This window comes from Nocardia sp. NPDC050718, assembly GCF_040654235.1.
In the GTDB taxonomy this organism is placed as follows: Bacteria; Actinomycetota; Actinomycetes; order Mycobacteriales; family Mycobacteriaceae; genus Nocardia.
In genome coordinates, this window is sequence record NZ_JBFAHQ010000002.1 from 118,213 (window position 1) to 143,931 (window position 25,719).

Below are 25,719 nucleotides of genomic sequence, written 5' to 3' on the forward strand. Positions count from 1 at the left end.
CAGATGGTATTCGCGCTGGGGTTCGCACTGTTCGCCCTCGGTATCACGATCTCGATCGCGCTGCACGAATGCGGGCACATGTGGGCGGCGCAGGCCACCGGCATGAAGGTGCGCCGGTACTTCATCGGCTTCGGGCCCAAGGTCTTCTCCTTCCGGCGCGGTGAGACCGAATACGGTCTCAAGGCGCTGCCGCTGGGCGGTTTCTGCGATATCGCGGGCATGACGGCGCTCGACGAACTGGAGCCCGAGGACGTCGAGCGGGCGATGTACCGCCAGTCGACCTGGAAGCGCCTGGTCGTGATGTTCGGCGGCATCGCGATGAACTTCCTGCTCGGCTTCGTCCTGCTGGTGATCCTGGCCGTCGGCTGGGGTCTGCCCCAGCTCGAACAGCCCCCGGCCACCGCGCTGGGCTCGATGAGCTGTGTCGCCCAGCAGAATCCCGACCAGACGATGCAGCAGTGCGCAGGCGACGGTCCCGCGCAGCGCGCCGGGCTGCGGCGCGGCGACGTGGTGACCGCGGTCAACGGCGTGCCGGTGACCACCTGGGCACAGTTCCAGGCCGAGACGCAGAAGCAGACCGGCCCGTTCACCTACACGATCGAGCGCGACGGCACGACGCTGACCGTGCCGGTGACGCCGGAGCGCACCGTGCGCTACCCGAAGGAAGGCCCGAGCCGGGAGGTGAGCGCGGTCGGCGTCGGCCCCGACTTCGCCGAGCCCCAGCAGTACGGCCCGATCGCGGCGATCCCGGCGACCATCTCGTTCACCGGTGACTTCTTCATCGAGACGGTGAAGTCGCTGGCGAAGATGCCGCAGAAGGTGACCGCGCTGTGGGAGGCGGTCACCGGCGGCGAGCGCGACCCGGAGACCCCGGTCAGCGTCTACGGCGCCAGCCGGATCGGCGGCGAGACCGCCGAGCGCGGCCTGTGGGGCATGTTCATCATGGTGCTGGCCAGCCTGAACTTCTTCCTCGGCGCGTTCAACCTGCTGCCGCTGCTGCCCCTGGACGGCGGGCACATCGCGGTGGTGCTCTACGAGAAGATCAGGGACACCATCCGGTCCTGGCGTGGCAAGGCCCCGGCCGGACCGGTGGACTACTTGAAGCTGCTCCCTGTGACGTATGTGGCGGTTGTTATCGGTGGTGCGTTCATGCTGCTGACATTGGCCGCCGACATCGTCAATCCGATCCGGCTGCCCTGATCGCTACGAACCGCTGTCGTGCCCCTCACAGGGCGTGCGCCCACTCCGCGCGACTAAGCTCGGCAGCACCACCCCCGGTCGAATCCACGAAACGTACGAAAGAAGGCAGCCGAACGTGACCAGCACAATCGGATTGGGGATGCCCGCCGCTCCCGCTGCTGTTCTCGCACCCCGGCGCAAGACCCGCCAGCTGAAGGTGGGCACCGTGGGCGTGGGAAGTGACTCGCCGATCTCGGTGCAGTCGATGACCACCACCAAGACCCACGACATCAACGCCACGCTGCAGCAGATCGCCGAGCTGACCGCGTCGGGCTGCGACATCGTCCGGGTGGCGTGCCCGCGCCAGGAAGACGCCGACGCGCTCGCCACGATCGCGAAGAAGTCGCAGATCCCGGTGATCGCCGACATCCACTTCCAGCCGCGCTACATCTTCGCCGCGATCGACGCCGGCTGCGCCGCGGTCCGGGTGAACCCGGGCAACATCAAGGAGTTCGACGGCCGCGTCGGCGAGGTCGCCAAGGCCGCGGGCGCCGCGGGCATCCCGATCCGCATCGGCGTCAACGCCGGTTCGCTGGACAAGCGGATGCTGGAGAAGTACGGCAAGGCCACCCCCGAGGCGCTGGTCGAGTCGGCGCTGTGGGAGGCGAGCCTGTTCGAGGACCACGGCTTCGGCGACATCAAGATCTCGGTCAAGCACAACGACCCGGTGATCATGGTGGAGGCCTACCGGCAGCTGGCCGCGCAGAGCGACTACCCGCTGCACCTCGGCGTCACCGAGGCGGGTCCGGCCTTCCAGGGCACGATCAAGTCCGCGGTGGCGTTCGGCGCGCTGCTCAGCGAGGGCATCGGTGACACGATCCGGGTCTCGCTGTCGGCCCCGCCCGCCGAGGAGGTGAAGGTCGGCGGCCAGATCCTGCAGTCGCTGAACCTGCGCCCGCGCAAGCTCGAGATCGTGTCCTGCCCGTCCTGCGGGCGCGCCCAGGTCGACGTCTACACCCTGGCCGACGCGGTCGCGGCCGGTCTCGACGGCCTCGAGGTGCCGCTGCGCGTCGCCGTGATGGGCTGCGTGGTGAACGGTCCGGGTGAGGCCCGCGAGGCCGACCTCGGTGTCGCCTCGGGCAACGGCAAGGGCCAGATCTTCGTCAAGGGTGAGGTCATCAAGACCGTGCCGGAGGCGCAGATCGTGGAAACCCTGATCGAAGAGGCGATGCGCATTGCCGAGGAGATGGGCGAGCAGCCGGGCGCCGAGCCGGTCGTCACCGTCGGCTGACCTCCGCCGCTCACGGTCGGACGTCGGATTCGGCGGACCTGTACCACGGCGCGTGCTTTCGTGGCAGGCTGGTGCCGTGCGGAGTCTGCTGGAGCCGACGCGACGGTCCAAAACCCCTCCCGCGCGCCCGGTGTCCGTGCGAGATCTGGGCGAGGTGCTGCGTGTGCTCGACTCCGACCCGGTGGCCTCGTGCATGATCGCGGCCAGGGTGCAGGAGTTCGGGCTGGACACGCGCTCCGGGCTCGGTGAGCTGTGGAGCCGGGGCGGGCCCGCGGACTCCCTGTGCTTCTCGGGCGCGAACCTCGTGCCGCTGCGCGGTGACCAGCAGGCCCTGCGGGCGTTCGCGGATCGGGCGGCGCGCTGGCCGCGGGTGTGTTCCTCGGTCGTCGGCAGGCAGGAGCTGGCGCTGCCCCTGTGGGAGCTGCTGCTGCCCAAGTGGGGCCCGGCCAGGGAACTGCGCGCCGATCAGCCGTTGCTCGCGCTCGCCGCGCCCGCGCTGGCCCGCCCCGACGCCGGCGTGCGCCGGGTGCGCCCCGACGAGATCGACCGCTACCTCACCGCGGCGATCGCCATGTTCATCGAGGAGGTCGGCGTCGACCCGCGCGCGGGCGACGGTGGCCGTGGCTATCGCAGGCGGATCCAGAGCCTGATCGAATCCGGCAGGGCCTGGGCACGTTTCGAGGACGGCGAGGTCGTCTACAAGGCCGAGATCGGCGCGCTGTCGCGGCGCACCGGGCAGATCCAGGGCGTGTGGGTGCACCCGGAATTCCGTGGCGCCGGCGTCGGCACCGCGGGCACCGCGACGGTCGCCAATGCCGTTGTCGCGACGGGACGTACAGCGAGCCTGTACGTCAACGACTACAACCGGATCGCCCGACGTGCTTACAGCCGTGTGGGTTTCCGCCAGATCGCGACCTTCGCCACGGTGCTCGTCGACTGAATTCCGGGCGTGTACGGCGCCGTCCTGCGGGGTTTGCTGCCCGGTCGCCGCTACCATCGGTGCCGATGAGGACACGGATGGTAACCACGTTCGCGGTGGCCGCCCTCGCGGTGGCGGCGACCGCCTGTTCCGCGGGCCCGCAGGGACCGGTACCCGCCGCCGACGCCTTCGCCGAGGCGTTCGCCGACCACGATCTCGCCGCGGCCGCCGAGCTGACCACCGCCCCTGAGAAGGCCACGGCCGCACTGACTTCGGCGTGGCAGGCGCTACAGGCCGAGAAGCTGGAGATCCGCACCGGCGACGCGCGCGTCAGCGGCGACACGGCCACCGTCGACTACACCTACGCGTGGACCCTGCCCAAGGGCCGCCAGTGGACCTACACCGGCGAGTTGCAGATGGGCCGCACCGGAGGCCGCTGGCTGGTGCGCTGGACCTCCGCCGACATCCATCCCAAGCTGGGTGACACCCAGACGCTGGAACTGCGCACCGCGCAGGCGCCGCGCGCGCGGGTCAATGAGTCGGCGGGCAGCGATGTGCTGGTGCCGGGCAAGGTGTCGCGGGTGCGTTTCGACGTCGCCGCGGCCACCGAGCCGGACCGGGTCGCCGGCGCCCTGGCCGCGGCGCTGAGCCGGATCGACCCGGTGGCCTACACGCCGCAGACGATCCTGGCCGCGGCCCGCGGCGCAGGCGGGGCCGCCACGGTGATCCTGCTGACCGAATACGAGGCCGACACCATCGGCGGCGAACTGATCGGCCTGCCCGGTGTCACGCTGACCCAGGAGTGGGACATGGTGCCCACCGATCGCAAGTTCGCGCCCGATCTGCTCACCCAGGTGCGCAAGACGGTGATCGCCGAGGTCGACGGCAAGGCGGGCTGGAGCGTGGTCACCCGCAATGCCAACGGCGCCGATCTCGATGTGCTGCACGAGGTCGCGGCCCAGCCGGCGCCCTCGTTCGCGCTGAGTATCGACCGGTTCGTGCAGAACTCCGCGCAGCACGCGGTGGACCTGCGCACCGAACAGACGATGATGGTGGTGCTGCGCCCGTCGACCGGGGCGATTCTCGCGGTGGCCCAGAACAAGGCCGCCGATCGCGACGGTCCGGTCGCCACCAGCGGCCAGTATCCGCCGGGCTCGATCTTCAAGACGGTGACCGCCTCGGCCGCGATGGCGGCGGGCATCGCCACCCCCGAGACGGTGCTGCCGTGTCCGAGCCGCACCACCATCGGCGAGCGCACCATCCCCAACTACAACCTGTTCTCCGTCGGTGACGTGCCGATGGCCACCGCCTACGAGCGCTCGTGCAACACCACCTTCGCCCGGCTGGCCAGCAGGCTGGACGGCACCGCCCTCACCGACGCCGCGGCCCGGCTCGGCATCGGCCAGGAGTACGCGGTGGAGGGCCTGCCGACGATGTCGGGGTCGGTGCCGCCCGCCGAGGAACTCGTCCAGCGCGCCGAGGACGGCATCGGGCAGGGCCGGGTCGTGGTGAGCCCGTTCGGCATGGCCGTGATGGCGGCGACGGTCGCCCAGGGCGCGGCGCCGGTGCCGTACCTGATCGCGGGCAGGCCGACCCGGATCGACGGTGACCGGCCCGCGATCGAGGCGAACGTGGTCGACGGCCTGCGCACGATGATGCGCATGGTCGTCACGGGCGGCACCGCCGAACGGATCAGGGACCAGGGCGAGGTGTACGGCAAGACCGGCGAAGCCGAGGTCGACGGCGGGTCGCACTCGTGGTTCGTCGGCTACCGGGGGGACATGGCGTTCGCGACGCTGCTGGTCAAGGGTGGCAGCTCCGACAACGCGGTCGCCGTCACCCGGGATATGTTCGCCGCGCTGCCGCCGGGCTACTGAACGGGCGCCGAGGCGGTGTGGCCGGGTCCGTCGGCGTTCTCGGTCGCCAGCAGGCCCCGCACCACCGCGAGTGAACTGCTCTCGGAATGGGCTGTCGCCGTGTTGTGCACGACGTTGTACCCGGCAATGGGCTCGGGCGCGGCATTCGTGCCTGCGCCGTCGAGGAGGTCGATGGCGGCAGCGCCGCCCAAGATCATCCCGGCAGTGGTCAAGATCAGGGTGGAACGCCTCATGGTTCGTCTCCCTCGTTCAGGGTTTCGACGTGCTTTCCCGGGCAGCCTTTCGATTGTCTGGTGGTTAGCTGTTGCTTGAACCGTAGAACGGTCGCCGCGGGGCAACAACCGACGGCGGTAAGCGACACACAATTGTTGCGTTATGTGCGGGCGTGTTCGAACACAACCGGTACGCGACCGTGATGAAAAGGTGAATGTGTGGTGTCGGGCAACGAAATCCGCAGTTCAGCGGCCTCGGTACGGTAAATTACCGAATTCGGAGAACGTTACGTGCGTTGCAGAGTCGCGGCCAGATGGTGCTGCAGGGATTCGCCGACGGCGGCCATTCGCAACGTGTAGTCGATCGTGTCCCCGGTCACGTGGAAAGAGCGGCCGAGCGCGGTAACCGGTTTCGCCGAACCGCTCAGGCCGATATTCGTCGAGTTCAATTCCAGGCGGATTCCGTCGACGGTCTCGGTGATCGTGCCCTCGCAGATCTCGGTGATGCCGGTGGGGTGGGCGAGGATCAGCTCGACCCGGCCGGGGGCGGGGCAGCGCAGGTAGCCGGTCTCGGCGTGCAGCGGCCTGCCGTCGGAGGCGGCCTTGGTCCGCTGCCGGTAGGTGAGGAACGGCCTGCCGAGGTGCCCGAAGGTGATCTCCTCGACGTAGTCGAACGATTCGATGGTCGGGTACTCGCCGTGGCCGCGGCCGCGCCAGCTGCCGAGCAGCGGTGCCAGGGCGGCGATGTCGGGATGGGGGGCTACGGGGGCGGAGGGTTCGACCACGGCGACAGCCTAGACCTGCCTTCCTGTCGACGGTCACGGCACGCCGGGGCTCCGGTCAGGCTAAGGTCAGCCTCGCCTGAACGCCGTCCGGCGGAGGTCGAAAGGATAGAACGTGAACGGACATGTGAGGGGTACCCGCGGGGTACGGTCCGGGCTGGTGCGCGGTGCGGTTCTCGGTGCGGCCCTGCTCCTGGCCGCGGCGTGCTCGGGTTCCGAGCAGGCGGGCGACGATGTGGCCGCGCTCGACGGGAACCGGTACAGCCAGACGAACCTGGCCGCCAACAAGGATTCCTACCACGCCCAGTTCACATTCCCCGACATGGTCAACGCCTGGGGCCTGGCCGATCGCCCCAAGGGCGCGGGCGGGCATTTCTGGGTCGGCGCGGGCGGCAAGTCGTACCAGTTCGTCGGTGACGTGCAGGCGTCCTCGGACCCGAAGCTGCAGAAGCTGTTCCAGGACCAGCTCAAGCTCGTCGGTGTGCCCGGCGCCGACGCCGACACCTCGGACAAGAGCGTCGGCAAGGTCACCGGCGTGGTGTTCAACCCGGCCCCGATCACCTCCGACCTGTTCGCCGTGCGCGACCAGTGGGTGGACGTCGACGGCATGCCGATCCCGCTCGGTGGCTCGTCGCGGTTCATCTTCGCGACCGACTCCGGCAAGATCTCGGCCTGGACCGAGCAGGCGCCCGACGGCGCGATCGTGCGCCGCGACGGCGGCGCGAACCAGGTGTTCGACGGTGCGGCGCAGGGCATGGCGTTCTTCGGGATCGCGCTGTCGCCGTCCGGGGACAAGCTGCTCGCCGCCGACTTCGGCGCCGACCCGCAGGTCCGCACCTTCGACAAGTTCTGGCAGCCGGTGGCGACCACCGGCTTCGCCAACCCCTTCGCCACCGGTGACGTGATCGACCCGGCCACCCCCGAGAAGGGCAAGAAGGCCAAGCCGGGCGATCCGGCACCGTTCAACATCACCACCCTGGGCAGCCGGGTGTTCGTGTCCTACGCGATCACCCAGCCGGACGAGAAGGACCCCAAGGCCTTCGACAAGGCCGAGGAGGACTCCCTCGACGCCGAGGCCGACAAGTCCGCCAACGGCAAGCCCGACAAGGGCAAGGTGGCCGAGTTCGACGCCGCGGGCAAGCTGGTGCGGATCATCGACGACGGCGGCAGGCTCAACGCGCCCTGGGGTGTGGCGATCGCGCCGTCGAACTTCGGCGCGCTCTCGGGCAAGCTGCTGATCGGCAACTTCGGTGGTCTCGGCCGCGTGCTGGCCTACGACGACACCACCGGCACCTTCGTCGACTACCTGCGCGACGGCAACGCGAAGCCGGTCGAGATCGCCGGGCTGTGGGCCCTGATGTTCGGCAACGGTGAGAGCCTCGGCGACGCCAACGCGCTGTACTTCACGGCGGGCCCGGAGGACGAGAAGGAAGGGCTGTTCGGCAGTCTGCGCGTGCAGTAGCGTCCGCCGCTGCGGGTTCCGCACCCACCGGACGCTTCGAGTGTCCGGTGGGTGCCCCCGAAACCGGTGGGCCGGAGCCGGTTTCGTACGACGTATCATTTGTTGTGAGCTCTCCCGCCGATCCGTCCGCCCCGGCTTGTGCGTGGCCGCTGGAGCGGCCCGAATCCTGCCTGGCGGTCCCGGCTTCCGACGACCGGCGCGCCGGGTCGTCGGCGCTGGCGCCGGTACTGTCGATCCGTCCGCTCGGTCCGCGGGTCGACGGTGTGCCGCTGTTCTGCCTGGCCGGTGATTCGGGCCTGGCGTGGAGCTATGCGGGCCTGCTCGCCCACCTCGATCCGCGCGTGCCCGTCTATGGGATGCAGGCGCCCACGCCATCTCGCACCGTCGGCGCATCGGCCGCCCGCGTCGTCGCCGAGATCCGCCGGATCGCCCCGCACGGCCCGTATCAGCTGCTCGGTTGGTCGTCGGGTGGTTTCGTCGCCCACGAAGCCGCGGTTCAGCTGCGCGCGCTGGGCGAGGACGTCGGGGTCGTGCTGCTCGACACCGATCCGGCCGCCTGCCGCTCTGCGCCGCCGCCCCGGCTGTCGGTGGGGGAGTTCGTCGCCCGCTTCGCCCCGGAGTTCGGTGTCGACGCCGACACCGCCGCCCTGTCCGACGGCCGGACCGCCGCCGTCCTCGGCGCGGCCCTGGCCGGGACCGTGGAGCTCACCGGCGCCGACCTGGTCCGGCTCGCCGACGCCGCCGACGCGGTGGCCGGGATGGTGGCACGCCATCGCCCCTCGGTGCTGACCGGCGACCTGACCGTGTGCGTCGCCGGTCGCGGGCCCGACGGCGCCGAACGGCCCGATCCGGCCGCCGCGGTACGGAACTGGCGACCGTACGTCGACGGCGCGGTGACCGGCTTCGTGCTCGACGCCGCCCCCGGCGAGCTGACCGCGCCCGAGATCGCGCCCGAGATCGCCCGCGTGCTCGGCACGGCCGTGCCGAGCACGCGCACCCGATGCTGACCGCACCCGGTTCCCCTGCGCCCGCCGCCGGGATCACGCACGATGGGGCGGTGTGGATTTCGGCCGATCGTGTGGTCGTACGCCCCGAGCGGGCGGCGACCTCGGCGATCACCCAGTGGTGGGTGCTGTCGCTGCGGCTGATCCGGCCGTCCTGGCGGACCGGGGAGATCCTCACCGCGATCCTCGCGCCGGTGGTCTTCACCCTCGGCTTCTACGTGCCGCTGAACCTGGTCATGAGCGAGTACGGGCACGGCCTGAGCAGCTACGCGCAGTTCCTGATGCCGATGCTCATCCTGCAGGCGGTCTCGTTCTGCGCCATCGCCGCGGCCTTCCGCTCGGCCACCGATGCCCGCGACGGTCTCGACCTGCGCCTGGCCACCCTGCCGATGCCGCGCTGGGTGCCGTGGGCGGCCAGGATGACCGCCGCGGGCCAGCGGTCGGTGGTCGCGGTCACCGCCGCCCTGGGGTGCGGCACGCTGGTCGGCTTCCGCTTCCACGGACCCTGGTGGCACACCGCCGGATTCGTCGGGCTCTCGTTGCTGATCGCCACCGCGCTGTGCTGTGGCGCCGACCTGCTCGGCACGGTGACGACGAGCCCGGAGGCGACCACCCAGATCCTGGTACTGCCCCAGCTGATCCTCGGCATGGTGTCCACCGGCTTCGCCCCGGCGAGCCAGTTCCCCGGCTGGATCCAGGGCTACGCCCGCAATCAGCCGGTCTCGCAGTTCGTGACCGGACTGCGCGCGCTGGCTGGCGATGCCACCGGGAACGCGGGCGCGGTGGATCTTCCGACGCTCGGTCCCGGGCTGGCCTGGGCGCTGGGCCTGCTCCTCGGCTGCGGCGCGCTGGCCTGGCTGCGCGCGGTCCGGCGGCGCGGATGACCACCGGCGCCGCCCTCCCGGTGGTCACCGGGCGCACCGAGACGCTGCGGATGCTGCTGCCGCAGACCATGATCCAGACCAAACGCCTCCTGATGCGCTGGTACCGCGATCCGCTGACCGTCATGCAGGCGCTGGTATTCCCTTCGCTGCTGCTGGTGATGCTGGACTCCGTGCTGGGCACCCAGGTCTCGGCCTTCGCCGACGCCGACGCGCTCTACGGCTCGGTACCGATGCTCGCGCTGGTCGGGGTGATGTCGGGGTCGCTGGCCGGCGCGGTGACGCTGGGGCGCGAACGCGACGAGGGGCTGCTCGCCCGGTTCTGGGTGCTGCCCGTGCACCGCGCCTCCGCCCCGCTGTCGCGGATCGCGGCCGAGTGCGCGCGCATCGCGCTGAGCACCCTGGCGATCTTCGCGGTCGGCGCGGTGCTCGGATTCCGGTTCACCCAGGGTCCGCTCGCGGCCCTCGCCCTGTTCGCGATCCCGCTGCTCTACGGCCTCGGCTTCGCCACCATGGTCACCGCGCTGGCGGTGTACACCTCGAAAACCGCACTGGTCGAGGTGATCTCGCTGGGCTCGTCGTTGCTGATGTTCTTCAGCACCGGCTTCGTCCCACTGCGGGCCTATCCGGACTGGGCGCGTCCGCTGGTCGAGCACAATCCGCTGACCCATGCGATCGACACCATGCGCGGCCTCGCGCTCGGCGGACCGGTGCGCGCTCCGCTGCTGGCGACGCTGGCCTGGTCGTTGGGCGCGATCGCGGTGTTCGCGCTGCCCGCCGTGCTCGGGTTCCGGCGAGCCGTGCGCTACTGAGCGATCGCGGCGCGCGCGTCGGCGAGCAGCAGCGCCGAATCGCGCGGGCTCAGCGCCATCGCGCGCAGCTGATCGAAGATCACGCCGAACCGGCGGATCTCGGAATGACCCTCGACGAGGGTGTCGATCGCCAGGCTCTCCACGTACACCAGTTCGGGGTCGACCGGGTTACGGAAATCGAGGAGGGTGAACGAGCCTGCCATGCCGGGGTGCGCGCCCGCGTCGAACGGCAGGATCTGCAGGATCACGTTCTTGCGCTTGGTCTCGGTGATCAGCCGGTCGAGCTGGCCTGCCATCACGGCTGGTCCGCCGACGACCCTGCGGATGGCCGCCTCGTCCATCACGACCCACAGCTCGAGCGGATCGTCCTTGGACAGGTTGACCGCGCGGTCCATCCTGGCCTTGGCCCTGCTCTCCATGGTGGCTGCGTCGAGGCGGGGCATGGAGGTGTCGATGACGGCGGCCGCGTACTCGTAGGTCTGCAGCAGGCCCGGCACGGTCGAGGTCTGGTATTGGCGGGCCGATAGTGCTTCCGCCTCGAAGTTGATGTAGGTGGCGTAGACGTCGGACACCGCGCCTTCGTAGGCGTGCGACATACCGGGTTTCAGCGCGTCGGTGAGCAGGCTGAGCGCTTCTTCGCGGGTTTTCTCGTTGACCTGATACAGGTCGAGCATCGCGCCGAGGGTGCGGCGTTGCGGGCGGGCCTGCGCCATTTCGATGCGATACAGCGTGGTCACGTTGATGCCGGTGCGAGCGCTGACGTCTTCCTTGCTGAGACCCGCGGTTTCGCGTAACTCGCGCAGCATGGCGGCGAGCCTGCGTAGTCGGACCGTCAGTGTCGTGCGCTTGCCTGCCATGGTTCCCCTTCGCCTGTGGCGCGCTTCGTGAATCGCATTATTGCGCTGTGCGGCCTCGATGTCACGCGATCGGCCGAGAACGATGCCTCTGGCGCATAGCTGAAGGTCGGCGGGCGTGTGGACACGCCGTAAACCGGTGCCGCCGTGCGGATGTGACCACCGGTTCTGTCAGGGCGGCTTTACCGCAAGGCTGACAACGCAATCTTGCGTTTCGCAGTGTGAGCGAGCATGATCCAGTTAGCCTGGTTGCGAGCAATCCGAACAGAAGACCGGGATAACCGAATCGAGAGCCAATCATGTTGGTACACAAATCTTGGGTGTCGGGTGAATTCGGGGCGTTGCGATGAGCGCGCCGGTGATGGGGGTACTGCCGACTGCGCCGCAATTGTTGTGCGCATTCCAGGGCAGGCGTTTTCAAGATCGAGAATTGTTGCGGTCGGCGCACGCACTGGCTGAACTGCACGAACGGCGGGCACAGGTGCGTGATGCCGCACTGATCGCCGAAATCGATTGCCGTCGCAGCGAACTCGTCGACGACATCAACGACTGGATCGTCCAGGAGATCCCACTGCACCGTAACGGCGCGTCACTGCACACCGAGAGCCTCGGTGCGGTGGTCGACCGGATGGCGCGCAGCTGGGTCGACGCGAACCAGGCCATCGATCTCGACGGCGCGCGCAGCGACAGCACGCACAAGCACTGGTATCACCTCGCCGAACTCGTCGACGGCTACACCGACCTGGTCACCGATGTGGCAGGCGGACGGCGGCGGCTGCCCGAGCAGTAATCGGGCTACTCGTGCTCGGGTGACAGCCTCGCCTCGAAGGCGACGCGGTCACCCCGGTACAGCGAGCGCACCCGTTCGATGGGTGCGCCGTCGGCATCGACGCTGCGTCGATGCAACAGCAACATCGGCAACGCCGTTGTGCATTCGAGCAGGCCCGCTTCTCTGGGCGCTGCCAGGACGGTTTCGATGCGTTCCCGCGCACCGGCGAGTTCGACGCCGGTCGCGCGGATCGCGGCGTACAGCGACGTGGTCGGGTCGTAGCTGCCACGCAGGCCGGCGAAGCGGTGCAGTGGCAGGTAGGTGCTCTCCAGGCCGATGCGTTCACCGTCGGCGAGCAGGACCCGTTCCAGGTGCATCACCGTCGCGCCCGGCTCCAGTTCCAGGTCGGCCGCGGTCTCCGCGTCGGCGGCGACGTCCTCCCAGCCGACCAGGATGCGGCCGGGGGTGCGGCCGAGACTGATCGCGCCCTCGGTGTAGGAGCGCAGCGACAGCGGTTGGGTCAGCTTGGGGCGCGAGACCACCGTGCCGCGCCCTCGGCGCCGAATCCTGCCCTCCACCAGCAGTTCTCGCAGTGCCTGGCGCACCGTCTCGCGGGCGACGCCGAAGCGGGTGGCGAGGTCGCGTTCGGACGGCACCGGGTCGCCTTCGTCGAGATCGGCCAGGATGGCGTCGATCTCGGTGCGAACCAGGAACACCTTCGGAACGCGCGTCGTGTGCGGTGCATCCATGCCCGCCAGCGTACTCGATTGGTCTATACCAAAAATTAACGTGCCGTTCTCGCAGCCAACACCTATCGGTCTAGACCATTTGCCACCATCACTGGCATGCGATTGGTCATCATCGGTGGAGGGATACTCGGCACCGCACACGCCTGGGCGGCGATCGCCCGTGGCCACGAGGTCGTCCAGCTCGAACGCGAACGCGAGGCCCGCGGCGCGACGGTCCGCAACTTCGGCCTGGTCTGGGTGTCCGGCCGGGCGGCGGGGGAGCTGGAGCTGACCCTGCGCTCGCGCGAGCTGTGGGAGGAGATCGGCGGCCGGGTGGCCGGCGTCGGCTTCCGTCCGGCGGGGTCGATCACGCTGGTGCGCACGCCCGCCGAACTCGCCGTCGCCGAGGCGGCGGCCGCGGGCCCCACCGCGCAGGCGCGCGGCTTCACCCTGCTCGACCCCGCTGGGGTGCGTGCGCTCAACCCGGCGCTGCGCGGCAAATACCTTGCCGGACTGCACTGCTCGACCGACGCGGCGGTGGAATCGCGCCAGGCGCTGCCCGCGCTGCGCGCCCACATGGCGGGCAGCGGCCGCTACACCTTCTTCGAGGGCACCGAGGCCCGCTCGGTGCTCGACACCGGGTCCGGCGCCGTCGTCGTCGACGACCACGGCCGCCGCCACGAGACCGACCTGGTCGTGCACTGCCCCGGTGCCGCCCATTCCGGGCTCACCCGCGAACTCGCCGGTGAGCTGCCGGTGCGCCGGGTGCGCTTGCAGATGATGCAGACCGCGCCGCTGGACGAACCGCTCACCACCGCGATCGCCGACGGCGACAGCTTCCGCTACTACCCGGGATTCGCCGGCGCGCAGGTGGATTCACTCGCGCTGGAACAGTCGCAGACCGCCACCGCCGCCGAGCACAAGATGCAGCTGCTGTGCGTGCAGCGCCTGCACGGCGGCCTGACCATCGGCGACACCCACGAATACACCGAGCCGTTCGCCTTCGACGTCGACGAGGCGCCCTACGACCACCTCACCGAGGTCACCGAGGAACTGCTCGGCCGCAAGCTGCCGCGCGTCGTGCGCCGCTGGGCGGGCGTCTACAGCCAGAGCGTCGACCCCGACGCCATCGTCACCCGGGTGCGGGCCGACACCAACGTCTGGGTCGTCACCGGCCCCGGCGGCCGTGGCATGACCCTCGGCCCCGCCATCGGCGAACAGACCGCCGACCAGATCGGACTGTGAGGACAACCATGCCGGACACCACCATTCAGCTCGCCGTCCTCGACATGGCGGGCACCACCGTCGCCGACGGCGGCCTGGTGCTGCGCGCCTTCGAGGCCGCCGCCACCGCCGCCGGGATCGAGCCGGAAGGCCCGCGTCGCGAGCAGGCCCGCCGCTATGTCGTCGACACCATGGGCCAGTCCAAGATCGAGGTCTTCCGGGCGCTGCTCGGCGACGAGGACGCCGCCCAGGCCGCCAACCTCGCCTTCGAGGCCGCCTACGACGCCCTGGTCGACGAGGCCGACATCGCGCCGATTCCCGGTGCGGTCGAGGCGATCACCGCGTTGCGCACGGCGGGCGTGCGGGTCGCGCTGACCACCGGGTTCAGCCGGGGCACCCAGGACAAGCTGCTGGCCGCCCTCGGCTGGGCCGACCTGGCCGACCTCACCCTGGCGCCCTCGGACGCGGGCCGTGGCCGCCCGTACCCGGACATGGTCCTCACCGCGGCCCTGCGCCTCGGCGTCGACGCGGTCGACCGGATCGCCGTGCTCGGTGACACCACCAGCGACGTCGCGACCGGCCTCGCCGCGGGCGCCGGCATCGTCGCGGGCACCCTCACCGGCGCGCACACCGCCGACCAGCTGCGCGGTGCGGGCGCCACCCACGTCATCGCCTCGGTCGCCGAGTTCCCCGCGCTGGTGCTCGCCCCTGACTCCACCGCGGCAACCGTCGCGGTGTGACCGAAAAATCCACCGTCCCTGCGATTCCCCTCGACAACGAGACGAAAGTTGCTGTAATCGTGCGTACTTCCCTCACCGCGCGCCGCCTGTCCAAGGTCGCGCTGCTGCTGGCCGGCGTCACCGCCGTCGCGTTCACCGCGGCCTGCGGCGGCACCGGCACCGAATCCACGGACGGCAAGACCGTCACCGTCTACTCCGCCGACGGTGTCGGCGGCTGGTACAAGAACCGGTTCGCGGAGTTCACCGCGCAGACCGGTATCGCGGTCAACCTGGTCGAGGCCGGTTCCGGCGAGGTGGTGAACCGCGTGGACAAGGAACAGTCCAACCCGCAGGCCGACGTGGTCGTCACCCTGCCGCCGTTCATCCAGAAGGCGAAGCAGTCCGGGCTGCTGCAGCCCAGCGGCATCGACACCGCCGCGATCCCGGCCGCCGACAAGGACGCCGAGGGCACCTACGTGACCCTGGCCAACAACTACCTGTGCTTCATCGCCAACCCCTCGGTCGACGCCTCCGCGCTGACCTGGGAGGACCTGCTGAAGCCGGAGTTCAAGGGCAAGCTGCAGTACTCCACCCCCGGCCAGGCCGGTGACGGCACCGCGGTGCTGGTGCTGCTGCAGCAGCTGCGCGGCAAGCAGGCCGCGCTGGACTACCTGGCCGCGTTGCAGGCCAACAATGTCGGCCCGTCCTCCTCGACCGGCAAGCTGCAGGCCAAGGTCGACAAGGGCGAGCTGCTGATCGCCAACGGTGACGTGCAGATGAACCTGACCACGGTGCAGGAGAAGGGCGCTAAGTTCAACGTCTTCTTCCCCGCCACCGCGGGCAAGCGTTCCACCGTCTCGGTGCCGTACATGATGGGCCTGGCCAAGGGCGCGCCGCACAAGGACGATGCCACGAAGCTGATGAGCTTCCTGCTCGCCACCGACGCGCAGAGCAAGCTCGGCCCGGAGGCCTTCGCGGTGTCCCCGCGCACCGATGTGCAGGCCCCCGCCGACGGCGGTCCGGCCGCCACCCTGCGTGGTGTCGACGTGGTCGCGGTCGACTGGAACAAGGTCCTCACCGAGCTGGACGCCGATGTCGCGGCGTACCAGAAGGCAACCGGCAGCTGAATCCGGCTGTGCTGTAAGGGAGTAGACGATGTCCGACGGTGACCTCAGCATGAAGTCCGCTACCGCCGCCCGCACCGGGACGGCCACGACGAACGAGCCGGCGATCGTGTTCGACCGGGTCGGGGTCAGCTACGGCAGGGGCCGCAAGGCCGCGGTCGCGCTGGCCGATTTCACCCTGCGCGTCGCCGTCGGCGAGACCGTCGCGCTCCTCGGCCCGAGTGGGTCGGGCAAGTCGACCGCGCTCAAGGCGCTGGCCGGTTTCGTCCGGCCCACCTCGGGCGCGGTCCGGCTGGCCGGGCGCGACGTCACCGATCTCTCGCCCGCCAAGCGCGGGATCGGTGTCGTCGTCCAGTCCTACGCGCTGTTCCCGCACATGAGCGTGCACGGCAATGTCGCCTTCGGGCTGAAATCGCATCGGGTGCCGCGCGCCGAGATCGGTGCGCGGGTCACCGAGGCACTGGAGATGGTCGGCATGGCCGGCTACGCCCAGCGGCTGCCGCGTGAGCTGTCCGGCGGCCAGCAGCAGCGGGTCGCGATCGCCCGCGCGCTGGCCATCCGGCCCGCGGTCCTGCTGCTCGACGAGCCGCTGGCCGCGCTCGACGCGCAACTGCGTCAGGCGATGCTGGGCGAACTGCAGGAACTGCGCAAGGCGCTGCCCGACACCGCGATGCTGTACGTCACCCATGACCAGGCCGAGGCGCTGGCGCTGGCCGACCGGATCGCGGTGATGCGCGACTCCCGGCTGGTCGACATCGACACCGCCGAGAACCTCTGGCAGCGGCCGCCCACCGACTTCACCGCCGCCTTCCTCGGCGGCGCGAACCTGGTGCCGTGCACCGTCAATCACGTCACCGGCACGGCGGCGCTGGTCACCGCGGGCACCGCGACCCTGCGCGCGCAGGCGCCCCAGCCCGGTGTCGGGCTGGCCGACTGGGCGCCGGACGACTCCGCGCTGCTGTGTATCCGGCCGCACACGATCACTCTCGGCAAGACCGGCGAACGGGATGCCCTGCGCGCCACCGTGCTGACCTCGGTATGGCGTGGTGCCTCGACCCGGGTCGAGCTGGCGGTCGACGGGCTGCCCGGGAGCCTCGCCGTCGATGTGTCCGGGCATTTCACCACCGAGGTCGGTGCCGTCGTCGGCGTGCGGCTGCCCGACCCGGCCGGGGTGCTCATCCCGAACGCGGTCGACGGTGGTCGCGGCCGCGGAGCCACCGGCGCGCGCCGGGAGAAGGACGCGTCGTGATCGACATCAGCAGCGCCCGAGAAGTATCAGGCGGGCCGAACAGGCTCCGGTGTGGTGGTCGGGTGGCGGCGCGCGGTGCACACCGCGTCGGCGCCGGTCGGCTCGGCGCCGAGGTCCCGTGGCTGGTGCGGCGGGTGTCACGATGAGCGCGCCCGTCGTCGAATCGCCGACCCCTGCTCCCGCTCCGAAAGTCGTTGTCCCCCGTCGATCATGGGCGCCGATCCTGTGGACACTGCCGCCGGTGCTGGTCGTGCTCGGCATCGCCGGTTACCCGATCCTGCGGGTGCTCACCGAATCGACGCAGACCCCGACCGGGCGCGGCACCGACGTCTGGACCTCGGTGCTCGGCTCGGAGTCGTTCCGGGAAGCCCTGTGGCGCACCGTGTCCATCGCCGTGTGCGCGACCGCTGGCTGCCTGGTCCTCGGGACGTTCCTGGCGATCGTGCTCGCGTTCGTGCCGTTTCCCGGGGCGGGGGTGGTCGGCAGGCTCATCGACACCATCCTGACCCTGCCCTCGTTCCTGATCACCCTCGCGTTCACCTTCCTCTACGGCACGGCCGGCGCGGTGAACGCGCTGCTGGCCGAGCTGACCGGCGCAACGCAGCCGGTCGTCGATTTCCTCACCACCCCGCTCGGCGTGATCCTGGCCGAGATCACCTACTTCACCCCGTTCGTGGTGCGGCCGGTGCTGGCCGCGTTCGCGCAGCTGCCGCGCGAACAGCTCGACGTGGCCGCGAGTCTGGGCGCCTCGCCGTGGCGGGTGCTGCGACAGGTGGTGCTGCCCGAGGCGTGGCCCGCGCTGGCGGCGGGCGGCAGTCTCGTGCTGCTGCTGACGCTCAACGAGTTCGGCATCGTGCTGTTCACCGGCGCGAAGGGCGTGATCACGCTGCCCGCGCTGATCTACACCCGCGGCATCGTCACCTTCGACCTGCCCGGCGCCGCCGTACTGGCCTCGGTGCAGGTGCTGCTCTCACTCACCCTGTACCTGACCTACCGGCTCGTCTTCGCCCGGTTCACCGCCCGCCCGAAGGGGGATTGATCGTGCTCGTCTGGACTCCCCGGGGAAAGACCCTGGTGCTCAGCCTGTTCGGGCTGGTGGTGGCGGTGGTCTTCGTCGCCCCGATCGCCACCGTGGTCGCCGCCGCGCTGGCGGGCAGCTGGACCGGCCCGCTGCCCTCGGACCTGGGCTTCACCAATCTCGGCAACGCGCTCAGCGGCGAGCAGGCGGCGAGCCTGTCGGTGAGCCTGCAGACCGCCCTGCTGGCGGGCGCGCTCTCGCTGGTCCTCGGCACCTGGGCGGCGCTGGCCTCGCGCGCGGCGCCCACCTGGTTGCGCCGGGTGACCGACGCGGTGTTCCACCTGCCGGTCGCGGTGCCCTCGGTCGCCGTCGGCCTCGGCGTGCTCATCGCCTTCAACGAACGCCCGCTGCTGCTCGGCGGCACCAAGTGGATCGTGATCGTGGCGCACACGGTGCTGGTCCTGGCGTACGCGTTCAGCGCGGTGTCGGCCGCGCTGGACCGGCTCGACCCGGCATACCGGCAGGCCGCCGAATCCCTCGGCGCCGGTCCAGTGCGCGTGCTGTGCCAGATCACCCTGCCGCTGCTGCTCCCCGCCCTCGGCGCGGCAGCCGGCCTGGCCATCGCCCTGTCCATGGGTGAGTTGGGTGCGACGATCATGGTCTACCCCGCCACCTGGAAGACGTTGCCCGTCAGCATCTTCGCCCAGACCGACCGCGGCGAGGTGTTCGACGCCGCGGCCGGGACCACGGTCCTGGTGGTGGTGACGCTGGTGGTGCTGGTCGTCCTCGGCCGGGTGCGGGGACGCGCCGCGCTGCGCTGATCGGACGGTCCGAAACCCGGGGCCGCCGGTGGTCTCGTGTCCCACGCGGGCGCACCGGCACTCCGGTCAGCGCCCCTGCCGGGCAACCGATTACCGGCTGCCCTCCGCGCGGTGCCGGTCGTCGAGGGCGTCTCCGGCGCCGGCCTGCGGTCCGCTGATCCCGATGGATCGGCCGACCGTCAGCGGTGTCTTCGGGAGAGCGCCGGTGGTGGCCGTGCCCGCGCTGGCGGCCGCGACCGCGCTGCCGAACGCGACGAGCTGGCCGCCTCGGGTTCGACCCGGGGCGGCGTTCAGAGGAGTGCGGCGGCGTCGACGGCGGTGAGGCCGCCGTCGACGCGGAGGTCGTGGCCGTTGACGTAGGCGGCGTCGGGGGAGGCGAGGAACGCGACGGCGGCGGCGACATCGTCGGAAGTGCCGATGCGACCGGCGGGGGACAGGCCCGCGACACCGGCCTGCGCGGCATCGGAGAGTTCGGCGCGGAAGGCCGGGGTGTCGATGTAGCCGGGGCTCACCGAGTTCACGCGGATGCGGCGCGGTGCCAATTCGGCGGCGAGCGTGCGGGTCAGGTTGTGCACCGCCGCCTTACTCGCCGAGTACAGCGCCGCGCCGGGGACACCGCGGTGCAGGCCGAACGAGGCGTTGATGACGATCGCAGCGTGCGCGGGCAGCAGCGGCAGGGTCTTCTGAATGGTGAAGAACGCGGCCTTGACATTGGCGGCGATCACCTCGTCGAACAGCGTGCCGGTCACCTGATCGATCGGCTGGAACGAGCCGATGCCCGCATTGGCGAAGACCACGTCGAGGCGGCCGAAGCGGTCGGTCAGCGTCGCGGCGAGGATGTCCAGGTCGTCGAGATCGGTGACATCACCCGCTATCCCGTGCGCCCGCGCCCCGAGCTCGGCCACCGCCGCGTCCAGCCGGGCTTTGTCGCGCCCGGTCACCACGACCTCGGCCCCTTCGGCGAGCAGCCGATGCGCGGTCGCCAGACCCATGCCGCTGGTGCCGCCGGTGATCAGCGCCGTCTTGCCGTCGAATCGAGAACTGTTGTGCGTCATGCATTCAGCGTGGACCTCCCGGTACCGCAGAGACAGTGCGTAGTTGTCCGGGGTGTGGCACCACCAGCCTGCCGACCTCATCGCCTCGACATTCCGCAGATCGCGTGTGCGTCTGCGGTGTGGTCGCTGGCCGTCGCCCCACCCGCCGCTGATTTCGGGATACCGCGCACGGCGGCGTCCTGCGATTTCGATACCTCCGGTTCCGAGGTGACCGCCGTCGCGGATCAGGCGGATGCGGTCAACCGCATGCGCGGCAGGTGGGCGAGACGGTCGACGGTGTCCGTGCCCGGCTTCGGGTTGTAGAGCACGACAGACCAATTCGGCTGATCGGCGACGGTCAGCGTGGTCGCGTCGAAGTACAGCTCGCCGACCTCGGGATGCCGCAGAGCATTGACCGCCTGGACCGGGACGTCCACCTCGTGCCGCTCCCACAGCCGCGCGAAGTCGGATTCGGCGGCGGCCAGCTCTCGTGCCACCCGCTGGAATTCGTCATCGTGCGGGGCGAGCGCCGCATCCGCGCGATACGCCGCGACAACCCCCGGCGCCGCCGCCTCCCACAGCGCGGGCAACTCGCGATAACGCGGACTGGTAAAGAAGGTGACCAGGCAATTGTGCGGTTCCCCGTCATCACACCCGAACACCCACCCGGCCACCACATTGAACGCCAGAATGTTCCAGTACCGATCCCGCACCACCGCGGGCCCCCGCTCCCACCCATCGAGCAACTGCCGTATCTCCGCGGTCACCTCGGTCCCCGCCGCAGCACGCGGGGGCGGCGGATTGAGCCCGGCGAGCAAATACAGATGCCCCCGCTCAGGATCACTCAGCAGCAGAACCTTCGCCACCGCATCGAGGACGTCCCCCGACACCGTGATGTCACGCCCCTGCTCGAGCCACGTGTACCAAGACACCCCCACCCCCGCCAACATCGCGACCTCTTCACGCCGCAACCCCGGGGTCCGCCGACGCCCCGCCGCAGGCAGACCGACGTCCGCCGGCCCGACCCGCTCCCGCCGCGACCGCAGGAACTCACGGAGTTGCTCACGACGGTGGGCGGACGCTGCACTGGCCATCCCTCCACGCTAACCGCGCCGCCGGAAGTCCGGCGACCTGGTGCGGCGGAGGCGAGATCGCCCGGCGCTGCAATCGCCAAGGCCATGGAGGCCGCCACGCCCGGCAGTCACACCCACCACACCACTTTCGTGGACGACAACAGCGAGAACACCCACTACCCACGTCCCGAACGTGACTCGAGCCACGGAATCAATTGGTAGCCAACGCAGCTGATCCACGACGTACGCCGGAAGGAGTGATAGCCACACGTCCATGATGTGATACTCGGATGTTTGGGCGCGGTTTTGGTTGCGATTCATAGAACATATGCGGGTGAATCTAGATGCGCACGCCAAACGCGCCCAAGAGCTGGCCCTGGCACTCGGGGTACGTTCTCCTCGCGTAAAGCGCGGGAAGCTGTCGGAAAGTCTTTTGCCCGAGGGTATTTGGACACGAACTGCGGTCTACCGCCCGTACGTCGCCCTCACCCCGGCATTCGGCAACCTGACTGCGGCTGAGCAGGACAGCGAGTTGGCCCAGGCTGTCGTTCTAGCCGACCTGATCGAATCCGGCACGCCGAAGCTGCTGTGCATCGCGTCGATCGGAAGTGTCGCCTCGATAGCCTTTGCAGGCTTTGTCACTACTGTCTTGGATGTCCCTGCGCGGCTGTGGGCTGAAGTCGCCATCACGCTGTTCGCAGGTCTCTACCTCGGCATGTATCTGGTGCATATGCTGGCTTGGACGCGACGAATGGTCTACCAGGCTGACCGGAGAATTGCCGAGATTCTGGGGGTTCCGGCGGTGACTCCGAGTGTGCAAGTGTCCCGCCGGATGCGCTACAAACGACGCGGTCTGTTCGGGCTGTGGATCGGCCTCTCAATGCCTAACGAGGGCCGCAGACTCGACGCAATTGCGGACCTGGCCCCCGTTGCGTAGCCAGTCAGCATAGTTGGGGCGAGTCGAGCGCGCGCGACCGCCGGCACGCCGCATCAGCCGACGCCGGCGTCGTCCACGGGTCATCACCGACAATGGATAACGCCGCCGCTTTCTACAGGTGATGTCGCAGAACACCGGAGTGCGCAACTTAGTTCGCCACCCAGTACACGGACTACTAGACGCCAACTTCTGTCTGTCACGGCGGTGTTCTCAACATCGCCGAAAGCTCCTCGGGCCTCGGTGACTCCCTGAACGCTGCATTCCTCCACAGGTACGTCATCGCAGACGCCATGGAGTTGGAATGGGTTCCCCAGTGGGATGCGACAAACTCCCACTGTGACGCGCGTGTGCCGGAATCGTCGCGCCACGGGTATCGCCGTGTCGTCTGGACTCCTACGGGTTGGGTTGATACCCGAACCAACACGATGCCAGACCGTGTCTCGGCGACGCAGATCGAAGTCACGTCGTCCCATCTGCACCGTCGCTCATACAACAGCGACCGCACACGCATACCGTCACCTTCGAAATCGAGACGGTTGCGGCACAAGAACGGCAGGAGCAGCAGCGCCGAGGTGCCGCCCGCAAGGGCCACGACTCCGCCGACCAAACCTTCAGGGCTGCCTTCCGATATGCCGTACGCCAGCGAGAACGGTCCCACGATCATTGCCCCGAAGACTAGCGAAGCGAAGCGCCAAGGACGGAAGCGGAGCGACACCCGGCAAGAGGTCGACTCAACGCTCGGACGGTCTTCGAATCGACGACAACATTCGTCGACAAACCAGATCGCTGAGACGACGAGCAGCACCAGACCTCCCTGCCGGAGCAACGGCAATCCGACTGCATACCCGCAAGCTATCGCCAACATCGACATTGCGACGATCGTTAGTGCCTGCCGAGTGCGGGACCTGACCGCAGGCTCGAACGTATGCACTTCCCACCGGTAGTCGACCGGAGATCCCGGATGCCCTGGCCCGCTGTTCATCGCGCTCCCCCAAACGTTCCTTGGCATGCCGGCCGCTACGGGCTTATGTCCTGCCCACTGGATGACCACACTCGAAGTCCGGTGCCAACGTAGACGATCACGCCGTCCTCTGCGTGCTCGATGATTACATCCTCACGGCCACTGACGCTGTCATCGAACTCTACGATGACATGGTCAGCGGCTCGGAGTTCCTGTACAGCTCCGAGGATCTCATAGGTGATGGTGATGGGCTCGCGCCCAGCTTGAATACGGACCCGCATGGTGCTCCCCACTTTCACTGCGCCCCGATGATGTCAGCGGAGCGGTGCGGGCCACAAGCATTGACTCAGTCTGTGGCTGCACGGCAGCGCGAATCGTGCTGCCGTGTCGCATGAGCTGCCGAGCCTCCGGGGCTTGCCACCCAACACCAAGGTCACGCACCACGGAATGCGTAACCGACATTTCTCCCCGGCCACCATCGCGCCCCTCGGCGCCCCAAACCTCCCGTAATCGACACGTTCGATCGACTGGTCGGCAGGTAGCGAGCCTGCGTACCGAATATCAGCTCTGGCAGACCCAACGGGCGACGACCGCATCGCCGCCCAATGACGCGAGTGCCGTGCCCTCCGCTGATGTCCGGTTTGTTGCCCGCGCCCACGACCACTGACCGCTGGATGTGTGCGCAGCGGCTATACGCCAGCCGCTGGATGCGTCGACATAGGCGAAGCAGTCGGACTGACCGCATTCCTCGATCGCCGTCGCTTCGGCACCGGCCTGCGAATCGAAGTCCGCTGCGTAGCCGTGGTGTCCGGTGGATGGCGAAATGGCGGTAGATGCCCACCGGTCCGCCGATGCACCGGCCGGAGCAGCCGTGATCGCCATGCCTGCGCCCGCAGCGGCGATGACGGCCGAATGAACGATCAGGGCGAACTTGTACCGCATGACGAGCTCCTCGATGTTCTTCGCTTCGCGTGTCCTGACCGTATGGTCCAACACCAGAGAAGCTATCGGGCGGTGCCTATCGAGTCCCAACGAAATCCTTTTAACCACAGATCATTTGGCTATCGGAACAGTGTGGCGGCGGGCCGCGCGGCCAGCGGCCCGGCTCGCCGCCAGGTGGAATGGCCTGACTATTCGGTGTCGCGGCTGGTGAAGTCGAAGGAGTCGCCGTCGATGCCCCAGGAGATGATGCGTTCGGGGTGGATGCGGAGGATCACGCGTTCCTGGTGTGGGAACGGTGGCTCCTCGTCGGCGAGGGTCTCTGCGTGACCGCGGACCTCGATGCCGCGAATTACGTAGGGCTCCAGGGAAACCTGTTGGTCGATGACGAACGACACGCGGCTGCCCGCCTCGACATTGCGGTACTTGCGGCTGGTGCGCATCCGCATGCCGCCGATATCGATGGTGCCGTCGGGGTTCAGCCGGTAGTTGGTCGGGTTGTTCTGCACGACGCCGTCGGGGGACACCGTGGCGAGGCGGCCGATCCCGGCCTCGGCGAGGAACTGCTGTTCATTGGTGGTGAAGGACATGTCGATGACTCCTCGGTGACGGGGTGGGTTCAGAACAGGATGATCGCGGCGCACAGGCCGGCGACGGCGATGAATTGCAGGGTGACCCGGTACTTCAGGATGCTGTCCCACTTGTCCTGCAGCGCACGGGCATCGGCGGGGATGACGCCGCTGAGCGCGGCGGCGGTCTGCCGGGTGTTGATCGGCTTGGCGACGCGGACGTAGAAGGCGAGCCAGGTCAGCAGCGCGGCGACCGCGATCCCGGCCGCGACCGCGGCGCCGGTCTGCCCGGCCAGCACCGCGATCAGCAGTGTGAGCACCGCGGTCACCACGCCGCTCACGCCGACGATCGGCATGCGCTTGTCGCCGTAGTAGTGGCCCCACCCCGCGCTCACGGTCACGGTCGCGTCGTCGAGCTTGCGGTAGACGGACCGCATGATCACGGCCCCGCAGACATCGGTGCCGTAGACGACGGCATTGGCGAGAACGGCGGCGGTGGCGATGATCTGGCCGGTGACAACGAGCATTTCCTGGCTCCCTCTTCGAAATATCTAGCATCGCTAGAAACTGGAGCAAAGGTAACATCTGATCGCTAGCATGTCTAGCGGTGCTAGATTCCGAAGCGCGGCCGAGCTGCCGTGTGGAGTCGGTGGACGGGCTTACGCTGAGCAGGTGTCGGTGCTACCTCTGATCTTCACCGCGGGCTGGGCCAGCGGGATCAACGCGTACGCGGTGGTGTTCCTGCTCGGGGTGTTCGGGCGGATCGGCTGGGCCGAGGACGTGCCGCCGGGACTCGAACGCACCGATGTGCTGGTCGCGGCTGCCGTCCTGTTCGTCATCGAGGCGGTCGCCGACAAGATCCCGTATCTGGATTCGTTCTGGGATGCCGTGCACACCGTGGTGCGGCCCGCGTCCGGGGCGGTGGTGGCGGCGTTGATCGCCGGGCAGGACGATTCGCTGCCCACCATGTTCGCGGCGGCGGTCGGCGGGACAACGGCCCTGGCCAGCCATATCGTCAAAGCCGGTACCCGGATGGCGATCAACACCTCGCCGGAACCGGTCACCAATATCGCGGTGAGTACCGCGGAGGACCTGGGTGTCGGCGCCGTCGTCACCCTCGCGGTGTTCTTCCCGATACTGGCCGCGGTGATCGCCGCCGTCTCGCTGGCGATCGGTTTGTGGGTGGTCTACGCCTGCGCCAGCCGCATTCGCCGCTATCTGCGCAGGCGACGTGAACGCCGCGCCGCCCGCCGGGGCGAGCTGGACGCGGCGCTCGAGTAG

Annotated in this window: 26 protein-coding genes; 17 read left to right on the plus strand and 9 right to left on the minus strand. The window is 69.3% G+C overall.

Features of this window, described 5'->3' with window-relative positions; all coding sequences use genetic code 11:
* Positions 1-3: 3 nt before the first annotated feature.
* From AB0H54_RS10070 to AB0H54_RS10085, 4 genes are all read left to right on the plus strand, one after another.
* Positions 4-1,200 carry a M50 family metallopeptidase gene (locus AB0H54_RS10070; protein ID WP_355280563.1) on the plus strand — a complete coding sequence of 399 codons (1,197 nt, stop codon included), beginning with the start codon at positions 4-6 and terminating at the stop codon, positions 1,198-1,200.
* Positions 1,201-1,315: 115 nt separating this feature from the next.
* Positions 1,316-2,470: a flavodoxin-dependent (E)-4-hydroxy-3-methylbut-2-enyl-diphosphate synthase gene (ispG, locus tag AB0H54_RS10075; RefSeq protein ID WP_355280564.1), complete on the plus strand. Its 1,155-nt coding sequence runs from the start codon at positions 1,316-1,318 to the stop codon at positions 2,468-2,470.
* A gap of 76 nt (positions 2,471-2,546) precedes the next feature.
* A complete protein-coding gene (locus AB0H54_RS10080; RefSeq protein WP_357344431.1) occupies positions 2,547-3,410 on the plus strand; it encodes a GNAT family N-acetyltransferase in 864 nt (287 codons plus the stop codon).
* 77 nt (positions 3,411-3,487) lie between these two features.
* Positions 3,488-5,266 carry a penicillin-binding transpeptidase domain-containing protein gene (locus AB0H54_RS10085; protein ID WP_357344433.1) on the plus strand — a complete coding sequence of 593 codons (1,779 nt, stop codon included), beginning with the start codon at positions 3,488-3,490 and terminating at the stop codon, positions 5,264-5,266.
* Here the strand turns inward: AB0H54_RS10085 and AB0H54_RS10090 are convergent.
* Both AB0H54_RS10090 and AB0H54_RS10095 read right to left on the minus strand, forming a co-directional pair.
* Positions 5,260-5,499 carry a hypothetical protein gene (locus tag AB0H54_RS10090; protein WP_355280570.1) on the minus strand — a complete coding sequence of 80 codons (240 nt, stop codon included), beginning with the start codon at positions 5,497-5,499 and terminating at the stop codon, positions 5,260-5,262. The two genes, AB0H54_RS10085 and AB0H54_RS10090, sit on opposite strands and share 7 nt — an antisense overlap.
* Before the next feature lie 266 nt (positions 5,500-5,765).
* On the minus strand, positions 5,766-6,263 hold the full coding sequence (locus AB0H54_RS10095; protein ID WP_355280572.1) for a peroxynitrite isomerase: 498 nt from the start codon (positions 6,261-6,263) through the stop codon (positions 5,766-5,768).
* A 154-nt stretch (positions 6,264-6,417) separates the two neighbouring features.
* Between AB0H54_RS10095 and AB0H54_RS10100 the strand changes: the two genes are divergently transcribed.
* From AB0H54_RS10100 to AB0H54_RS10115, 4 genes are all read left to right on the plus strand, one after another.
* Entirely contained in the window at positions 6,418-7,722 is a 1,305-nt protein-coding gene (locus AB0H54_RS10100) for a TIGR03118 family protein (protein WP_357345685.1), read from the plus strand.
* 104 nt (positions 7,723-7,826) lie between these two features.
* Positions 7,827-8,729 (plus strand): thioesterase domain-containing protein, encoded by a 903-nt coding sequence (locus AB0H54_RS10105; protein WP_357344435.1) that lies wholly within the window; start codon positions 7,827-7,829, stop codon positions 8,727-8,729.
* A gap of 50 nt (positions 8,730-8,779) precedes the next feature.
* Positions 8,780-9,610, plus strand: a complete 831-nt coding sequence (locus AB0H54_RS10110; RefSeq protein WP_357344437.1) for an ABC transporter permease — start codon at positions 8,780-8,782, stop codon at positions 9,608-9,610.
* A complete protein-coding gene (locus AB0H54_RS10115; protein ID WP_357344439.1) occupies positions 9,607-10,419 on the plus strand; it encodes an ABC transporter permease in 813 nt (270 codons plus the stop codon). Before AB0H54_RS10110 ends, AB0H54_RS10115 begins: the two co-directional genes overlap by 4 nt.
* Here AB0H54_RS10115 and AB0H54_RS10120 read toward each other — a convergent pair.
* Positions 10,413-11,276: a helix-turn-helix transcriptional regulator gene (locus AB0H54_RS10120; protein WP_355280578.1), complete on the minus strand. Its 864-nt coding sequence runs from the start codon at positions 11,274-11,276 to the stop codon at positions 10,413-10,415. The two genes, AB0H54_RS10115 and AB0H54_RS10120, sit on opposite strands and share 7 nt — an antisense overlap.
* Positions 11,277-11,754: 478 nt before the next feature.
* Here AB0H54_RS10120 and AB0H54_RS10125 point away from each other — a divergent pair, with 478 nt between their 5' ends.
* A complete protein-coding gene (locus tag AB0H54_RS10125; protein WP_355280580.1) occupies positions 11,755-12,063 on the plus strand; it encodes a DUF4254 domain-containing protein in 309 nt (102 codons plus the stop codon).
* A 5-nt stretch (positions 12,064-12,068) separates the two neighbouring features.
* Here AB0H54_RS10125 and AB0H54_RS10130 read toward each other — a convergent pair whose 3' ends face one another.
* The gene (locus AB0H54_RS10130) at positions 12,069-12,791 is read right to left on the minus strand and encodes a GntR family transcriptional regulator (protein WP_355280582.1); all 723 of its coding nucleotides are present in this window, start codon (positions 12,789-12,791) and stop codon (positions 12,069-12,071) included.
* A gap of 96 nt (positions 12,792-12,887) precedes the next feature.
* Between AB0H54_RS10130 and AB0H54_RS10135 the strand changes: the two genes are divergently transcribed.
* From AB0H54_RS10135 to AB0H54_RS10160, 6 genes are all read left to right on the plus strand, one after another.
* Entirely contained in the window at positions 12,888-14,015 is a 1,128-nt protein-coding gene (locus AB0H54_RS10135) for a TIGR03364 family FAD-dependent oxidoreductase (RefSeq protein ID WP_357344442.1), read from the plus strand.
* Between the two features lie 8 nt (positions 14,016-14,023).
* The gene (locus tag AB0H54_RS10140; protein WP_357344444.1) at positions 14,024-14,734 is read left to right on the plus strand and encodes a phosphonatase-like hydrolase; all 711 of its coding nucleotides are present in this window, start codon (positions 14,024-14,026) and stop codon (positions 14,732-14,734) included.
* Between the two features lie 86 nt (positions 14,735-14,820).
* On the plus strand, positions 14,821-15,840 hold the full coding sequence (locus AB0H54_RS10145) for a 2-aminoethylphosphonate ABC transporter substrate-binding protein (RefSeq protein ID WP_357345687.1): 1,020 nt from the start codon (positions 14,821-14,823) through the stop codon (positions 15,838-15,840).
* Between the two features lie 28 nt (positions 15,841-15,868).
* Positions 15,869-17,086, plus strand: coding sequence for an ABC transporter ATP-binding protein (locus tag AB0H54_RS10150; protein WP_357344446.1), 1,218 nt, complete (start codon positions 15,869-15,871; stop codon positions 17,084-17,086).
* Positions 17,087-17,228: 142 nt separating this feature from the next.
* Complete coding sequence (locus AB0H54_RS10155; RefSeq protein ID WP_357344448.1) at positions 17,229-18,125, plus strand: 2-aminoethylphosphonate ABC transporter permease subunit; 897 nt, start codon at positions 17,229-17,231, stop codon at positions 18,123-18,125.
* Between the two features lie 2 nt (positions 18,126-18,127).
* Positions 18,128-18,925: an ABC transporter permease subunit gene (locus tag AB0H54_RS10160; protein WP_357344450.1), complete on the plus strand. Its 798-nt coding sequence runs from the start codon at positions 18,128-18,130 to the stop codon at positions 18,923-18,925.
* 290 nt (positions 18,926-19,215) lie between these two features.
* On the opposite strand, the gene AB0H54_RS10165 is transcribed toward AB0H54_RS10160, so the two are convergent.
* A complete protein-coding gene (locus AB0H54_RS10165; RefSeq protein WP_357344452.1) occupies positions 19,216-19,980 on the minus strand; it encodes a glucose 1-dehydrogenase in 765 nt (254 codons plus the stop codon).
* A gap of 224 nt (positions 19,981-20,204) precedes the next feature.
* A complete protein-coding gene (locus tag AB0H54_RS10170) occupies positions 20,205-21,053 on the minus strand; it encodes a helix-turn-helix transcriptional regulator (RefSeq protein WP_357344454.1) in 849 nt (282 codons plus the stop codon).
* A 313-nt stretch (positions 21,054-21,366) separates the two neighbouring features.
* On the opposite strand from AB0H54_RS10170, the gene AB0H54_RS10175 reads away from it, so the two are divergent.
* Positions 21,367-21,969, plus strand: coding sequence for a hypothetical protein (locus AB0H54_RS10175; protein ID WP_357344456.1), 603 nt, complete (start codon positions 21,367-21,369; stop codon positions 21,967-21,969).
* Between the two features lie 1,522 nt (positions 21,970-23,491).
* On the opposite strand, the gene AB0H54_RS10180 is transcribed toward AB0H54_RS10175, so the two are convergent.
* The 3 genes from AB0H54_RS10180 to AB0H54_RS10190 form a co-directional block, all read right to left on the minus strand.
* Complete coding sequence (locus AB0H54_RS10180; RefSeq protein WP_357344458.1) at positions 23,492-23,872, minus strand: DUF4189 domain-containing protein; 381 nt, start codon at positions 23,870-23,872, stop codon at positions 23,492-23,494.
* Positions 23,873-24,060: 188 nt separating this feature from the next.
* Positions 24,061-24,459, minus strand: coding sequence for a PPOX class F420-dependent oxidoreductase (locus AB0H54_RS10185; protein WP_357344460.1), 399 nt, complete (start codon positions 24,457-24,459; stop codon positions 24,061-24,063).
* Between the two features lie 29 nt (positions 24,460-24,488).
* Positions 24,489-24,965, minus strand: a complete 477-nt coding sequence (locus AB0H54_RS10190) for a DUF1772 domain-containing protein (RefSeq protein ID WP_357344462.1) — start codon at positions 24,963-24,965, stop codon at positions 24,489-24,491.
* 145 nt (positions 24,966-25,110) lie between these two features.
* On the opposite strand from AB0H54_RS10190, the gene AB0H54_RS10195 reads away from it, so the two are divergent.
* On the plus strand, positions 25,111-25,719 hold the full coding sequence (locus tag AB0H54_RS10195) for a DUF4126 domain-containing protein (protein ID WP_357344464.1): 609 nt from the start codon (positions 25,111-25,113) through the stop codon (positions 25,717-25,719).

Coding starts and splice junctions, on each gene's coding strand:
- AB0H54_RS10070 (WP_355280563.1), top strand. CDS start 4: ATGGTATTCGCGCTGGGGTTCGCACTGTTCGCCCTCGGTATCACGATC.
- AB0H54_RS10085 (WP_357344433.1), top strand. CDS start 3,488: ATGGTAACCACGTTCGCGGTGGCCGCCCTCGCGGTGGCGGCGACCGCC.
- AB0H54_RS10090 (WP_355280570.1), bottom strand. CDS start 5,499: ATGAGGCGTTCCACCCTGATCTTGACCACTGCCGGGATGATCTTGGGC.
- AB0H54_RS10115 (WP_357344439.1), top strand. CDS start 9,607: ATGACCACCGGCGCCGCCCTCCCGGTGGTCACCGGGCGCACCGAGACG.
- AB0H54_RS10120 (WP_355280578.1), bottom strand. CDS start 11,276: ATGGCAGGCAAGCGCACGACACTGACGGTCCGACTACGCAGGCTCGCC.
- AB0H54_RS10130 (WP_355280582.1), bottom strand. CDS start 12,791: ATGGATGCACCGCACACGACGCGCGTTCCGAAGGTGTTCCTGGTTCGC.
- AB0H54_RS10135 (WP_357344442.1), top strand. CDS start 12,888: ATGCGATTGGTCATCATCGGTGGAGGGATACTCGGCACCGCACACGCC.
- AB0H54_RS10140 (WP_357344444.1), top strand. CDS start 14,024: ATGCCGGACACCACCATTCAGCTCGCCGTCCTCGACATGGCGGGCACC.
- AB0H54_RS10150 (WP_357344446.1), top strand. CDS start 15,869: ATGTCCGACGGTGACCTCAGCATGAAGTCCGCTACCGCCGCCCGCACC.
- AB0H54_RS10155 (WP_357344448.1), top strand. CDS start 17,229: ATGAGCGCGCCCGTCGTCGAATCGCCGACCCCTGCTCCCGCTCCGAAA.
- AB0H54_RS10165 (WP_357344452.1), bottom strand. CDS start 19,980: ATGACGCACAACAGTTCTCGATTCGACGGCAAGACGGCGCTGATCACC.
- AB0H54_RS10170 (WP_357344454.1), bottom strand. CDS start 21,053: ATGGCCAGTGCAGCGTCCGCCCACCGTCGTGAGCAACTCCGTGAGTTC.
- AB0H54_RS10180 (WP_357344458.1), bottom strand. CDS start 23,872: ATGCGGTACAAGTTCGCCCTGATCGTTCATTCGGCCGTCATCGCCGCT.
- AB0H54_RS10185 (WP_357344460.1), bottom strand. CDS start 24,459: ATGTCCTTCACCACCAATGAACAGCAGTTCCTCGCCGAGGCCGGGATC.
- AB0H54_RS10190 (WP_357344462.1), bottom strand. CDS start 24,965: ATGCTCGTTGTCACCGGCCAGATCATCGCCACCGCCGCCGTTCTCGCC.